At 72.3% G+C, this 12,092-nt stretch carries 7 protein-coding genes and 1 pseudogene; all 8 read left to right on the top strand.

Going from position 1 to position 12,092, the window contains the following annotated elements; all coding sequences use genetic code 11:
• Positions 1-531 precede the first annotated feature (531 nt).
• Positions 532-2,181, top strand: coding sequence for a M14 family metallopeptidase (locus tag ACZ4FV_RS50115; protein WP_465328023.1), 1,650 nt, complete (start codon positions 532-534; stop codon positions 2,179-2,181).
• Between the two features lie 210 nt (positions 2,182-2,391).
• Complete coding sequence (locus ACZ4FV_RS50110; protein WP_465328021.1) at positions 2,392-5,283, top strand: helix-turn-helix transcriptional regulator; 2,892 nt, start codon at positions 2,392-2,394, stop codon at positions 5,281-5,283.
• A gap of 135 nt (positions 5,284-5,418) precedes the next feature.
• Positions 5,419-6,756, top strand: coding sequence for a hypothetical protein (locus ACZ4FV_RS50105; RefSeq protein WP_395872547.1), 1,338 nt, complete (start codon positions 5,419-5,421; stop codon positions 6,754-6,756).
• 107 nt (positions 6,757-6,863) lie between these two features.
• Positions 6,864-8,312, top strand: a complete 1,449-nt coding sequence (locus ACZ4FV_RS50100; protein ID WP_465328019.1) for a hypothetical protein — start codon at positions 6,864-6,866, stop codon at positions 8,310-8,312.
• Positions 8,312-9,589: a CHAT domain-containing protein gene (locus tag ACZ4FV_RS50095; protein ID WP_402241063.1), complete on the top strand. Its 1,278-nt coding sequence runs from the start codon at positions 8,312-8,314 to the stop codon at positions 9,587-9,589. Before ACZ4FV_RS50100 ends, ACZ4FV_RS50095 begins: the two co-directional genes overlap by 1 nt.
• Positions 9,586-10,986, top strand: coding sequence for a hypothetical protein (locus ACZ4FV_RS50090; RefSeq protein WP_395872553.1), 1,401 nt, complete (start codon positions 9,586-9,588; stop codon positions 10,984-10,986). The genes ACZ4FV_RS50095 and ACZ4FV_RS50090 overlap by 4 nt, the downstream gene beginning before the upstream one ends.
• 196 nt (positions 10,987-11,182) lie before the next feature.
• Positions 11,183-11,512, top strand: coding sequence for a DUF2278 family protein (locus ACZ4FV_RS50085; protein WP_402241065.1), 330 nt, complete (start codon positions 11,183-11,185; stop codon positions 11,510-11,512).
• A 245-nt stretch (positions 11,513-11,757) separates the two neighbouring features.
• A pseudogene (locus ACZ4FV_RS50080) lies at positions 11,758-12,092 on the top strand (peptidase M28); the annotation flags it as partial.

Raw genomic sequence — 12,092 nt, 5'->3', positions numbered from 1 at the left:
CCCCCCAGGTCATGCGTTCGACAGGGGGTAGAAGTCATGCCGGACCCGGAGGCCAGGAGCCCCGTTTCAGGGCCACGGAAAAGGTAACGGGGTAGGCGCGTCGGCCGGGAGTATCTCCCCCGTCCGGCGGTCGACGTGCAGCACGGTCAACGGCTCGTCGAAGCGCTGGCGTCACCCGATCGCACGCGCCCGAACGAAGGTGGGCCTCGGCCCGGCGGCAACGGTCCGGCGCATCCCCCACCCGCGCACCCCCCGCGGAAACCCTCCCCCGAACCGGCGGGGCGACAAGGGTTTTCCCTGATTCGCGCTCCGGGGTCGGATGATTACCCTTTGATAGCGGTCCCCTCGACCTCCGGTGCCGCGGCGCCGAGCACGTCCCCCGTACCGAATCGCCTCCGGCGCGCGCCATCGCGCGCCGTGCGATCCGCCCGAGCGGCCTGTCGTCGGCCTCCCACCGACGGCGTCCGTCGACACACGACGCAATCCCTCCGGCATCGGAGCGCTCCGATGCCGCCACGAGGAGGTACACGTGTGAAACGCAAACGCCTGTCCGTCCTGACGGCTGCCTTCACCGTCGCTCTCGCGATGGTCGCGGTCAACCCCGACCCCGCCGTCGGCGAGAAGGCACCGTCGTCCGCGGATGCCACGACGTCGGCCGAGTACAGCGTCGTCGGCGTGCGAACCACCCAACAGCGCAGCGCCATCGCGGCGACGGGCGCCGCCGTCAACGGTGTCGAGGACAGCCGCCTGTCGATCACCGCGACCCCGGAGGAGGTCCGGCGGATCAGGGCGCTCGGCTTCACCGTGAACGCGGAGGCCCCGCCCGCCCCCGGCGGCCGGATCAACCGGGACTTCCCGCCCGCGGACTCCGGCTACCACAACTACGCGGAGATGGTCACCGAGATCGACAAGGCGGTCGCCAACCACCCGACGCTGATGACGAAGCAGGTCATCGGGCGCTCCTACGAGGGTCGCGACCTGTACGTGCTGAAGATCTCGGACAACGTGACGGTCGACGAGGCGGAACCGGAGGTGTTGTTCACCCACCACCAACACGCCCGGGAGCACCTGACCGTCGAAATGGCGCTCTACCTGATCAAGTTGCTCGGTGACGGCTATGCCGGCGACCCGCGGATCAAGGCGCTGGTGGACAGCCGCGAGATCTGGATCATGCCCGATGTCAACCCGGACGGAGGCGAGTTCGACATCGCCACCGGTTCGTACCGAAGCTGGCGCAAGAACCGGCAGCCCAACTCCGGTTCCAGCAACGTCGGTACCGACCTCAACCGCAACTGGAACTACAAGTGGGGCTGTTGCGGCGGATCCTCGGGCAGCACGGGCAGTGAGACCTATCGCGGACCCAGGGCCGAATCCGCGCCCGAGGTCAAGGCCGTGACCGACTGGGTGAAGAGCCGCGTCGTCGGCGGAAAGCAGCAGGTGACCGCGGCGATCGACTTCCACACCTACAGCGAACTGGTGTTGTGGCCCTTCGGTTGGACGTACGACGAGGTCGTGCCCGGCATGACCGCCGACGAGTACAACACGTTCGCCACCATCGGCCGGGCCATGGCGGCGACCAACCGCTACACCCCCGAGCAGTCGTCCGACCTCTACATCACGGACGGCTCGATCGACGACTGGCTGTGGGGCGATCAACGCATCTACGCCTACACGTTCGAGATGTATCCCGCGTCGGGCAACGGTGGCTTCTATCCGCCCGACGAGGTCATCGATCGCGAGACGTCCCGGAACAAGGCCGCCGTCCTGCATCTGCTCGACTACGCGGACTGTCCCCCACGCGCCATCGGCAAGACCTGCGGCGGGGAGCCGCCCGGCACCACGTTCGAGAACACCAACGACGTGGCCATCCCCGACAACGGCGCGGCCGTCTTCAGCGACATCGCCGTCACCGGTGTACCGGGCAACGCGCCCGCCGGACTCAAGGTCGGCGTCGACATCAAGCACACCTGGCGCGGTGATCTGACCATCGACCTCGTCGCACCGGACAACTCCGTCTACCGACTCAAGAACTCCAGTGCCAACGACTCGGCGGACAACGTCATCACCACCTACACCGTCGACGTCTCCGGCGAAGTCGCCAACGGCACCTGGCGGTTGAAGGTGCAGGACGTCGCCTCCGCCGACACCGGCAAGATCGACTCCTGGAAGGTCACCTTCTGAGCGGGTGCCTCGGCGGTTTCCCGTTCGCACGACCTCGGCCCGGCCCGATTCCCCATCGGGTCGGGCCGGACCGCGTGCGGGGCGGCGATCTCCCACCGACCCGGCGCGGCACGCACGGCCCGAACGGCCCACACCCATCCACGGGGTTGATGCCGGACATGCCCGATGGCTAGGGTTCAGTCCGGAATTCCCCCTCTGCCGGGAGAGACGATGGCCGACCAGGTCGCCGGCTCCGCCGAAACCCTCGACCCGCCGTCGGCTCCCTTGGTGGGTCGGGCCGCACTGCTCGCCTCCGTCGAGTCGCGGATCGCCGCCGGTGGCAGCGTGGTGCTGACCGGATCGAGCGGCATCGGCAAGACCACCGTGATCGGCGCCGTGTGCGGATCGGCCACGGCCCGCGGCGAGAACGTCCTGCGCACGAGTGGCACCGAGATCGGTCGGCGGGTCCCCTATTCCGGGCTGGCCGCTCTGCTGCATCGTGTTCCGCCCGAACTGCCGGCCGCGCTGGCACCGGCGCAACGCTCCGTCGTGGGCGACCTGCTCGCGGGCGAACACACCCGGATGTGCCCCGAGGCGTTCCCCCGGGTCCGCCCGCCGTGGGAGGGCCGGTTGTCCGGAGCCCGATTCCACGACCTGTGCGGGCAGGCCTGGCAGGAGCTGCTCGAACGTTCCTCCGCGCTCTTCCCGACCCTGGTGGTGGTCGACGACGCGCACTGGCTCGACGCGGCCTCGGCCGACGTCCTCACACACGCACTGCACCACCTGGCCGGCACCGACGTGCGGGCGCTGGTCGCCGGCGGGTGGCCCGAGCGGGGTACGGCCGCGGACGGCGAGGACCTGCCCTGGCTGACCGCGCCGATCGCGGTCGAGGTGGCCGTACCACCGCTGCCGGCGGAAGACCTGGTCGAACTCTTCGACCGGCACGGCGTACCCGCACGTGTCGCGAACAAGTTGCACGCGGATTCCGGCGGCAACCCGTACCTGGCCCTGGCCCTGGCGGGCGGACCTGCGGATCGGGCCCCACGCCACGGCCGACCCGCGCCGTTGCCGCATCGGGTGCGCGCGTTGATCGGCGAGCGCGTCGCGCGCCTGTCCGCACAGACCCGCGAGACGTTGCTCGTCGCGGCGCTGACCACCCGCCCGACCCTCGAACTGCTGCTGCGCGCGGGCCGCGCGGACGCCGAGTACGACATCCGGGTCGCCGCCGCCACCGGGCTCGTGGTCGGCGAGGGAGGGCAGATCAGGTTCACGCCGCCGGCCGTGGCCGGCGTGCTCGCCGAGTCCGCGCGTGCCGACCATCGCGCGAGGCTGCACTCGGCCCTGGCCACGGTGGTCACCGACGCCGCCGCGCGCGTCCGGCATCGGGCACTCGTCTGCGCGGACCCGAACGCGGAGCTCGCCCGGGAGTTGGAGAGCACCGCCGCCCAGGCCCGCCGGCGCGGGTCCCGCCGGCTCGCCGCCGAGCTGTATCTGCTGGCCGCGGAGCGCACCCCCGCCGAGTTCGACGGCCGGCGACTGGATCGGCTGGTCGCCGCGGCGGAGGTGGGTGCCACCGCCGGGTTGTCGGAGGTCGTGCACCGGGCGGCGGACGCCGTGCTGGCCGCCGACGCGCCGGCCGCGCAGCGCGTGCGCGTGCGCATGGCGTTGATCGATCTCGCCGGCCAAGGGCTGTCGGACATGGACGAGTTGTTCGCCGCGGCCCTGCTCGACGCGGGCGAGGATCCGGCCCTGACCGGGCCGTTGCGGCTGCGCCGCTCGTGGGCGGCGATGGTGGCGGGCGATCACGAACGCAGCGCCCACCACGCCGACTCGGCGATCGCCTTGGCCCGTACGGCCGGCGACCGGGCCACCGAGTCGATGGCGTTGGCCGTGACGGCGATGACCGCGCGGGCCACCGGACGCGCCGACCACCGGCTGCACATGGACCGCGCGCTGGCGCTGCCGGAACCCGAACTCGACGGCCGGTTGCACATGACGCCGCGCTTCGTGGCCGCGCGATTCGCGGTCTTCGACGACCGGCTCGACGACGCCCGGCACGACCTGCTCGCCATGCTCGCCCGGACCGAGGGCGGCACCGGCGAGGAGATCGTCGCCGTCCTGCGCTCATTGTCCGACGTGTCCGCGCGCCTGGGCCGGTGCGCGGACGCGCTGCACTTCGCGGACCGGGCGATACGGATCGCCGAGGATTCCGGTCTGAGCCCGGGACCGGGTTGGTACAACGGCGCGATCGCCGAACTCGCCGGTGGCAGCGTGGCGCGGGCCGGGGCGTACGCGCAACGCGGTGTGCGTGCCTCGGAGCAGGAGGGCGACTCGATCTTCCTGGAGCGCCATCTGCACGTCCTGGGACAGGCGCGGTTGCGCGCCGGCGACCTGTGCGGCGGCATCGCGGCGCTGCGGCGGATCGCCGACCCGACGCGGGACCGGCGGGTGTCCCCGCCGTCGATGTTGCGCTGGCACGGGGATCTGGCCTCCGCGCTGGCACTCGGGGGCCGGCTCGACGAATCGGAGCAGGTGATCCGGTCGGCCCGACAGGCACTGGACCCCGCCGACCGCGGGCGGGGCACGAGTGCGCACCTCGACCGGGCGGAGGCGGTGCTGTGCGCCGCTCGGCGCGACGTGGGGCGCGCCGTGGAGTTGCTCGACCACGCCACGCAGGTCTTCGAGGTCCTGCACCAGCCGCTGGAGGCGGGCCACTGCCTGTTGGTCCGGGGCCGGATCGAGCGCAGCCGCCGCCGGCACGCCGCCGCGCGCACCGCCGGGGCGCAGGCGTTGGCGCTGTTCACCCGATACGACGCACGGCCGTGGATGGAGCAGGCACGCCGTACGCTCGCCGGGCCGCCGGCAGCGGGTGGGCCGCCGACCGGCCCGCCGCGCTCCGATGCCGCCGCGGCGTTCGCGACGCTGACCGCGACCGAGGAGCGAGTGGCGCGGCTGGTCGCGCAGGGGGCGAGCAATCGAGAGGCGGCGGCGGCCCTGTTCCTCAGCGTGAAGACGGTCGAGGCGTCACTGACCCGCATCTACCGCAAGTTCGCCGTGCGTTCGCGCACGCAACTCGGCTCGCACCTGCACGACGCGTTGGGCCTGCCGGAGCCTCCCCGCTGACCGGCCGTTCCATGCCCCGAGCGGCGTCTCGTCCCTCCCGTCGTGCCGATCCTGCCCCGTTTGCCCCGCTCCTCGGGAAGGTGAACCATGGAGAGGGATCGCCATGCGACCATCGCACGCACTTGGAGGCGGACGATGTCGGGTCCTTTTCAACAGTTTCCGCTCGACGGGGGCTCGACCGCGGATCTGTATCTGCTCCGCTACGACAAGGACGGCGGACTGCGCAGCCCGGTCGCCGAGCAGGAGATCAAGGATCGGCTCGCCGGGGTCGGCGACGTCTTCCTGTTCTCCCACGGGTGGAACAACATCTTCGCGCAGGCCCTCGATCGTTATCGCAGCTTCATCAGCGGGTTCATCGCCCAGCGGCAACAGTTCGGGGTTCCGGTTCCACCGGACTACAGGCCGTTGCTGATCGGCGTCATCTGGCCCTCGACGAGTTTCGTCATGCCGTGGGAGGCGGGCCCGAACATCGCGGCCGATCCGGATCCCGACGGGGCACAGGCGCGCCAGGTGGAGGAGATGCTCGGTCTGGTCACCGAGTCCCTGGACGCCGCGGCGGACCCGGAGTTCGTCGAGTTGGTGGACGGGCGCTCGACGATCGACTCCGATGCCGCACTGCGTGCGGCGGAGATCGTGCTCGACGCGCTGCGGGCCGGCCCCGATCCGGACGATGGTTGGCCGCCGCCCACGGCGAAGGAATTGCTCACCGTCTGGGCGGCGTTGGACGGCGCCGAGTCCGCGGCACCGCCCGTCGATCCGGACGACTTCGGCGTCGCGGGCGGTGCGTCGCCGGGTCTGCTCGTCGCCGGTGGCGGGGGTTTCGATCCCCGCAGTCTGTTGCGCACGGCCACCGTGTGGAAGATGAAGGCTCGCGCGGGTGAGGTGGGGAACAACGGGGTGGGTCCGCTCGTGGCGCACATCCTGCGCGAGAGCGGGGTCCGGCTGCATCTGGTCGGCCACTCCTTCGGCGCGAAGGTGTTGTTGTCCGCGCTCGCGTCCGCCGCCCCGAACCGTCCCGCCCGGTCGATGTTGTTGTTGCAGGCCGCCGTCAACCGCTGGTGCTTCGCGGCGGACGTCGCCGGCACCGGACGCCCCGGCGGCTACCACGCGGTCCCGGAATCGGTGGAAAGGCCGTTGCTCACCACGTTCTCCGCGTTCGACGACCCGCTGACCAAGTTCTTCCATCTCGCGATGCGCGGAAGTCAACTGGGCGAACCGGGCGTCGCAGCAATCGGCGATCCCGAACTGTACGGTGCGCTGGGCGGGTTCGGCCCGGGCGGGGTGGAGGGGATCTCCGCCCGTCGCCCGGCGGCCGTCCCCGGTGCGGAACGCTACGACCTCGGCGGCGGGTTGCGCGTGATCGCCGTGGACGGCGGGGTCGAGATCGACGGGAAGCCGGCCATCACCGGGCACGGCGAGGTGAGCAACCCGGCCACGTGGTGGGCCATGCACGCGCTCGTGCGACCCGACTGAAGTGCGGTACGGGCACGCCGTGCCCCGACGCGCCCACGACCCCGACCGTGGCCGGGCGACGGCACGACGGCCGGGAACACACGCGGCCCGCGTCGAAGGGAGCGATGATGGCCGAGGCTCTCATCGAGCGATGGCGTCTGGCGGTGCTGCGGGTACGGCTCGACCTGGCGCGGTCCTCGCCGATCGCGGCGGCCGAGCTGGTCGGATATCCCGCCGACGGCGCCACGACCTATTGGCGCGCCGACTTCGACTACGGCGCATTCGGGCTCTCCGAGGGCACCGGGCCGCCGACGCGCCTGGTGGTGCCCCCCGACCTGGTCGAGGCCGTCACACACTGCCTGGACGCGGACCTCGGGGCGGATACCGCACTGTGGTTGCGGCTGGTGCCCCCGTACGGCCACCTGGGCGCCGTACCGTGGGAGGCCGCCCTCGTACCGGCCACCGGTCGTCCGCTCGTGCGCGTTCCCGATCAACTGCCGCCGGGATCCGACCCTGGTCGGGTGTGGACCGTGGCCGTCGCCGTGTCCGTGGCACCAAACGCGCCCTGGGTCGCCGGCTATCTCTCGTCGTTCGTCTCGTCCCTGCGCTCCGCCGTCGCGAGTGACGTGGATGTGCACGTGTTCACCGACCCGGGCGCCGAACAGGCGTTGCGTAGGCTGCTGCACGAGGGTCCGGACGAACCGCGGGTCCATCTGCACGACTCCCGGAACGCCGTGTGGCTCGATCGCTCGGGGCAACACGACCCACACGCCGGCGGCGACGTACTCCCCCCGCCGGGGCGGGTGTTGTGGGGGGACTGGATCACCGCGGGGCTCGACGGCCGCGCGGTGCGGGCGCTGCACATCGTCACGGACGGCGCCTTCGACGGTGATCGCCCCGTGCTGTCGGTGAGCGCCGATCCCGCCGTGCCCACCGCGCGATCCGGTCGCGCGTACGTGAGCGCGGACCGCGTGCGGCGCCTCGCCGACCGCGTCGGCGCGTCCGTGTTGTCCTTCGGCTCTCCCCCGGGCAATCCCTGCGACGCGGCCACCCGGATCATCGCCGACCACGTCGGTCTGCGGCGTGCGGGGCCGACTCTCTACAGCGCGTTGCCGCTGGATCCGGCCGGATACGCCTTGGCCCAGGCACACGCGTTCGTCGCCGGCGCCCCGGGATCGGTGCCGATACCGCGCGACCCCTCGCTGTTCGCTTACCTCCAGCCGGAGTTCGTCCAGGCCGCGCTCCAGGACCCCTGGCCCGATCCGGACCGGCCCGGCCGGACCTGGCTCAGCGGGCGGGCACCCATCGGGGATTCGGCGACCAGCGGGGCGATCCTGCCGAACGCGCTCGGCGTGGCCGGGGGCGACGCGATCACCGCGCGCTACGCGGACGCCGATTCGGTGCCGATGTGGGTTGCCGCGTCCACGCGTTACATCGAGAACCAGGTGGCCGCGCTGGTCCGTACGGCGGGCGTGCCGGGTGAGACGCCGGCCGCGAAGCAGGCCTACGACCTCGGGGTCGGGCAGGCCATCGCCGAACTGCGCGCCCTCGTCGACCGGCGGATGCGGGAGTCGTGATGCGTACCGTCCTGGGCTTCGAACCGTTCGGCGACAGCACCGTGCTCAAGTTGCGGGAGGCGCCCGCGGACATCCCGGGGCTGGGCACCAATGAACTCACCGACGTCACCGACCCGGGCGGCCCGATCGCCTCGCGCGGCGCGGCCCTGCTGGAGCGGCTCCTGCGCCATCCGGTGGTGAGTCGAGGGCTGGACGTCGCCCTGGCGCAGAAGCCGGCCGCCGGACCGGGGCCGCTGTACCTGCATCTGGTCTCCAACCAGGCCGATCAACTGCCCTGGGAGCAACTGCTGTCCGCGCCACAGGGTTTCATCGCCCTCGACGCCCGCTGGCCGATCGCCCGCATCGCCGCCATCCGCAGCCCCGTCGATCGCCGCACGTTCGCTCCACCGCTGACCATCGTCGCCGTGTTGTCCGCGGCGCTGCGCAGTGGCGTGCCCCAGCTCCAGGCACTGCTGGCCGCCACCGCGCTGCCCGACGCCCGGGCGCTCGACACCCACCTGCACGTGATCAGCGCCGAAAAGGCCGTGCTGGATGCCGTCATGGCGACCGGACTACCCGAGGTCACCGCCGAGGCGATGCCCGGATCCGCCCCGGAGCTGGCCAGGCGGATCACCGCGGCCCGGCCGCACATCGTGCACCTGTTGTGTCACGGCGGGGCCTCCGCCGGTGTGCGCACGCTGGCCTTCGCGCACACCGCCGACGTCGACGCCGGCGAACCGGTCGGCTCCGTGCAGTTGAAGCTGCCGGACCTGGTGGTCGCGTTGTTGCCGTGCTCGCCGTGGCTGGTCGTACTCGGGGCCTGCCAGACGGCACAGACCTCGGACACGCTCTCCCTCGCCCACGAGCTGGTCTCGCACGGATTGCCCGCCGTCGCGGGCATGCGCAGGCTGATCGACCTCAACGACACCGACCGGTTCTGCGCCGCGCTGTACCCGGAGGTGATCGCCACTGTCCGGACCGCTGTGAAGGATGCCGGGGAGCACGAGATCGACTGGGCCGCGACCTTGACCGCGCCGCGCCAGGCGATGGCGCAGGCCGATCCGACCCTGACCGACTCGTGGTCGGATCCGGTGCTCTACGTGCAGGACAATCCGCTGCGGATCGTCTCGAGTTCCGCGCTCGGTGTGTCCGACACGGCGAACCTGCAGGGGCAGCTCGACACGTTCGAGCGGTTCCGCGCGACGCTCGACCCGACCACCGCCGACCCGGGCCTGGTCGAGCGGGTCGACGCGCTGATCGCCGGACTGCGGGCCCGATTGGCCGGTGGTGATCCGTGACTCTGCCATCCGACATCCAGCTCAACGCCTGGACCGGGGACGAGGTGGCGCGAGCCACAACGGGTGAGGACGCGGCAAGCTGGGGTGCCAAAACGCGCGGCATCCCGCGTTCGCAGGCCGTGCTCCCGTTCGGCCCGCCGGTCGATCCGCGCGACTGGCGCTCGGCCGACGTCGGCTACGGGATCCTGCTCCCGGACAGCACCGATCCGAATCTGTCCGATGCCGCGAAAGCGGCCGGCGAGGACGCCGCGGCACCGATCCGCGAACTGCTGGCGGCCCGGCCGGACACCGTGGTGTTGCGCTGGAGCCCGGACCTGCCCGGCCACCTCCTGCGCCGCTACTTCGCGCACGACCGGCCGCAGGAACCGGCCATCGGGTTGTCCGAGTTCGGCACCGGCCGGGGCCGGCTCCCGAGGTACGTGGCGATCGTCGGCGGCCCCGAGGTGATCCCCTGGTCCGTGCAGTACACCCTGGGCACCCGGCACCTGGTCGGGCGCATCCCCCTGTCCGGGGAGCCGTTGGCCCACTACGCGCACGCCCTGCTCACGGACTGGAACGAGGCACCGGCCCGCACGGATCGGGCGCTGGCCTGGACGGTCGACCACGGTCCCACCGACATCACGGCGTTGATGCGCGCGGTGATCGCGTCGCCGCTGGCCGATCGGCTCACGCCGCCCCCGCTCGCGCAGTTCCGCAATCTCACGGCGGCCGAGGCCACCGGCGCGGCGCTGCCGGCCGCCCTGGCCGAGATCCGCCCCGGACTGCTCGCGACCTCCAGCCACGGTCGGACCGGACCGCTGGGCAACCCCGCCGAGATGCGCGCCACGCTCGGGCTGCCGGTCGACGGCACGCACACCACGGTGCCGCTGGACACGCTGTGCGACGCCGTGCCCGGTGGCTGCGTCTGGTACGCCCAGGCGTGCTGTTCGGCCGGCGCGGCGGGCGAGAGCTTCTACGCCGGCCTGCTTCCGGTCGGCAGTTCCGCCTTCGGCACGGTCGAGGCCGTCGCGGGCCTGGGCACGATGGTGGCACCCGCGGCTTTGCGACTGCTCGGTCGGCAGGACCCGGTGCGGGCCGTGCTCGGGCATGTCGAACCGACCTTCAGTTGGACGCTGCAGGTCGAGGACACCGGCCAGGGGCTCGGCGGGCGCTTGGTCTCCGCGCTGTCCACGCACCTGTACGCGGGCGAGCCGCTGGGCTTGGCGCTGGCCGAATACCGGGCCGACGTCGGCGAGTTGCACACCCGCTGGGCCCGACTGCGGGAGGCGTTGGCGGGCGGCGACACGTCGGTCCGCGAGACGTTGACCAGGCTGCGCGTCTCGGCCCTGGACCGCCAGAGCCTGGTGCTGTTGGGCGATCCCACCGTGGCCCTGCCCGCGTTGACCCACCAACCGTGACCCGACCTCCTCGACGGGCGCGGCGACCACCGGCCTCGATGTGCCGTGCGGCTCGACCGATCGGCGCCGCGCGGAGGGGTGCACGATCGGGTGCGGGTCGCCGTCGCCCGGTGTGTCGCGCCCGGTTCCGGTGTGCCCCACCGCCACGATGGCCGGGTCCGCCCGGCGCGGTCCGGGCCCGGGGGAAGGGATGCCCATGCCACTGCGGAACTACGGAGTGCCGGCCGCGCGGGCGGTGGCGCGCGTACGCGAAGGCGCCACCGACACGCCGCACTACCAGATTCATCTGACCGACGACGCGGGCACCGCGTACCGTGCGGCGATCAACGTGCTGTCCACGCAAGCGCCGTCCGAGCTGCTCCGGTCATCACACGCGAAGGGGCGACGCAGCGCGCGTCGCCCCTTCGACGCGTGCTCCGGGTGCGCCGTACCGGTTGCCGCGTCGCGCGCCCATGCGATGGCCTGTTCGTTGGCACCCTGGGATTCCGGAGCCGAGGCGCACTCGTGCCCGTCAAAGGCCGGCTGATTCCACGCCGACGATGCCCGAAATCCCGCGCGCCGCGCGCGGGTTCCGCGTGGGGCGCCGGAGCCGGCGCCGATTTGACAGAACTAGCCGGATATCGCCGACGGCTTCACCGCCTCCCCTTGCCCGTGTGAGTGTTTCGCTCGCTCGGGCACGCAGCCTGCCTGCACGGTCACCCGCGTCACTCACAAGGCGGACGCGGCGCGGACCGGCGACGTGGTCGAGTCTCCCCCACCCAAGGAGTCTCGATGAACCGCAGAACGACCACGGCCGGGACCGTCCTGGCCATGCTCGCCGGCCTGGCCATCGGCACCGCCGGCCCGTCCTCGGCCGGAGCCGACCCCTCCCCTCCCCCCGCCGGCTCCCAGGCACTCGCGGTATCCGCCGCCGACCGGGCGGCCGCCGGCGGCCTGGACGCCCTCGCCAAGGGCCCGGACGAGCAGTACGAACGCCAATTCGTCACGCCGTGGGTCAACGACCTGTACTCCGTCGCGTACCAGCGCACCTACCGCGGCCTCCCGGTCGTCGGCGGGGACGCCGTGGTACTGGCCGACGGAAAGGGCCGGGTGCGGGCGACCCAGTC

The sequence above is a fragment of the Embleya sp. NPDC025285 genome (assembly GCF_055558835.1).
Note: the sequence above shows the minus strand (reverse complement) of the source record. Positions and strands in the feature narration are given on the sequence as shown.

Excerpts from the sequence above, each read along its gene's own strand:
- ACZ4FV_RS50110 (WP_465328021.1), top strand. The coding sequence starts at position 2,392 with ATGGCCGACCAGGTCGCCGGCTCCGCCGAAACCCTCGACCCGCCGTCG.
- ACZ4FV_RS50105 (WP_395872547.1), top strand. The coding sequence starts at position 5,419 with ATGTCGGGTCCTTTTCAACAGTTTCCGCTCGACGGGGGCTCGACCGCG.
- ACZ4FV_RS50100 (WP_465328019.1), top strand. The coding sequence starts at position 6,864 with ATGGCCGAGGCTCTCATCGAGCGATGGCGTCTGGCGGTGCTGCGGGTA.
- ACZ4FV_RS50095 (WP_402241063.1), top strand. The coding sequence starts at position 8,312 with ATGCGTACCGTCCTGGGCTTCGAACCGTTCGGCGACAGCACCGTGCTC.
- ACZ4FV_RS50085 (WP_402241065.1), top strand. The coding sequence starts at position 11,183 with ATGCCACTGCGGAACTACGGAGTGCCGGCCGCGCGGGCGGTGGCGCGC.